The sequence below is a fragment of the Paraconexibacter sp. genome, assembly GCF_041602235.1.
Classification (GTDB): Bacteria; Actinomycetota; Thermoleophilia; order Solirubrobacterales; family Solirubrobacteraceae; genus Paraconexibacter.
The window spans coordinates 1-2,040 of the sequence record NZ_JBFIGP010000447.1 but is presented as its reverse complement, the minus strand read 5'-3'; the positions used below and the strand labels follow the sequence as shown (position 1 = coordinate 2,040).

Genomic DNA, 2,040 nt, shown 5'->3' with positions numbered 1-2,040 from the left:
GCGCTCGCACGATCACCCTGAGCGAGGGACGCCAGTCCCTCTACTACGAAGGCCATGGCGAAGCGGTCCCGGTCCTTCGCATCACGGTCACGGCGGCGGACGGCGGCACGATCCCGATCGAGGAGCACTCGGGCTCGGTCACCTACGGGGTCCGCGGCCACAACGGCGAGTCCGTCGCCGGCATCGCCATCCCGCGGGACGGGCGCTACCGCGTCGCCGTGACCCCCGGCCCTGGTGGCGCGGACGCCCGCGCGATCCTGGCGATCGGCCCCGGCGTGGGCAGTTCGATCGTCGAGGCGCTCGTCGGCGCGATCCTGCTGTTCATCGCGGCGGGCGCGATCGGGACCGTGATCATCGCGGTCACGTTCCAGCGCCGGCGGCGCGCGCGGGCCTGAGAGGGCCGCGTCGGACGCCTCGTTCGGCAGTCCTACCCGCGCCCCGCGCCCACCCCGCGCTCCAGGGCGTCGATCGCGTCGTCGGGCGTGGCCAGCGCGCGGAGCCGACCGTCGTGCCCCAGCAGCCAGAAGCGATCCAGGCAACGCAGGAAGGCCCGGTCGTGGGACACCGCCACCACCGTCCCCTCGAAGCCGTCCAGGGCCTGCTCGAGCGCGGCGCAGGAGTCGATGTCGAGGTTGTCGGTCGGCTCGTCGAGCAGCAGGAGGTTGTGGCCCTCGAGCTCGAGGCAGAGGATCTCCAGCCGGGCCTTCTGTCCTCCGCTCAGCACGTCGTAGGACCGCTGGGCGGCGTCGACGAGGCCGTAGCGCGCAAGCGCGGCCATCGCCCGCTGGTGATCGGCGGTCCGCTCCATGACGACATCCAGGCAGCTGCGGCCGAGGAAGTCGTCCCGTCGGTTGAGCTGGCTGAACAGTCCGACCGAGACGCGCGGACCCTGGACGAGCTCACCGCTGTGGGGGACGTCGCCGTCCCCGGCGAACAGCCGCATGAGATGGGTCTTGCCCGACCCGTTGGGTCCGATGAGGCCCAGACGCTCCCCGAAGTGCACCTCGTCGGTCACTGGAGCCATCAGGCCGTCGATCCCGAGCGCTCGTAGATCCAGGACCCGGCGCGCGCTGTCGCCGCCGCGCAGCCGCACCTTGATCGCGTGGTCGACGACCGGCGCCGGCGGCGGTCCCTCCTTGACGAACCGCTCCCATCGGGTCTCGGCGGCGTCGGCCTTCTTCGCGAAGTCCGGGGAGTAGCGGGCGCGCTCCTTGAGCAGCTTGTAGTAGTCGCGCAGGCGCCGCTCCTCCTCCTGCCACTGCTTGAGCTTGGCCCCCATGCGCTGCTGGCGGGCCTCGCGGGCCTCCGGGTAGTTCTCGTAGGACCCGCCGTGCACCCAGGCGCCACTGCCCTCCAGCGTGACGATGGTGTCGACCGCCTTGGACAGCACCTCGCGGTCGTGGCTGATCATCAGGATCGTCTTGCGTGAGGCACGCACGGCCGCCTCGAGCGCGCGCTTGCCGGGGATGTCGAGGAAGTTGTCGGGCTCGTCGAGCAGCAGCACCTGGGCGTCCGACGCGAGCAGGAGGTCGAGCACCAGGCGCTTGCGCTCCCCACCGGACAGGGAGACGGCCGGGCGCTCGCCGACCTCCGCCATGCCTTGCCCGACGACCCGGCGGCACGCCGCGTCCCACTGCGCCTCCAGCTCGTAGCCGCCGCCACGGCCCCAGTCGTCGATCGCCTCGGCGAACGCGATCCCGGCCTTGGCCGCCGCCTCCGGTTCCGGGTCGGTCGTGCCCCACTCGGCCTGCGCCATGCGCACGCCGGCCTCCCGCAGACCGGCCGGGGCGACCGACAGGAGCAGCTCACGCACCGTGCGCTCGTCGTCGCCGACCCCGACGTCCTGGGGCATCATCGCGAGCCGCCCGCCGAGTGCGACCTCGCCGTCGTCGGCCTCGACCGCGCCCGCGATCACGCGCAGCAGGGTGGTCTTACCCACCCCGTTGGCGCCCACGAGACCGGCGTGCCGACCCGGCGCCAGCTTGAAGGACACCCCCGAGAAGAGGAGGTCGCCTCCGGGGTGGGCGTACGCGAGATCGG

Annotated in this window: 2 protein-coding genes; one reads left to right on the top strand and one right to left on the bottom strand. The window is 72.7% G+C overall.

All coding sequences use genetic code 11. From position 1 onward, the window contains the following. Window positions 1-395: hypothetical protein (locus ABYE80_RS20245; RefSeq protein WP_372792165.1), on the top strand; the 395-nt coding region annotated here is incomplete at its 5' end. Window positions 396-427: 32 nt separating this feature from the next. Here the strand turns inward: ABYE80_RS20245 and ABYE80_RS20240 are convergent. Continuing rightward, on the bottom strand, window positions 428-2,040 hold a 1,613-nt coding region (locus tag ABYE80_RS20240; RefSeq protein ID WP_372792163.1), incomplete at its 5' end, for an ABC-F family ATP-binding cassette domain-containing protein.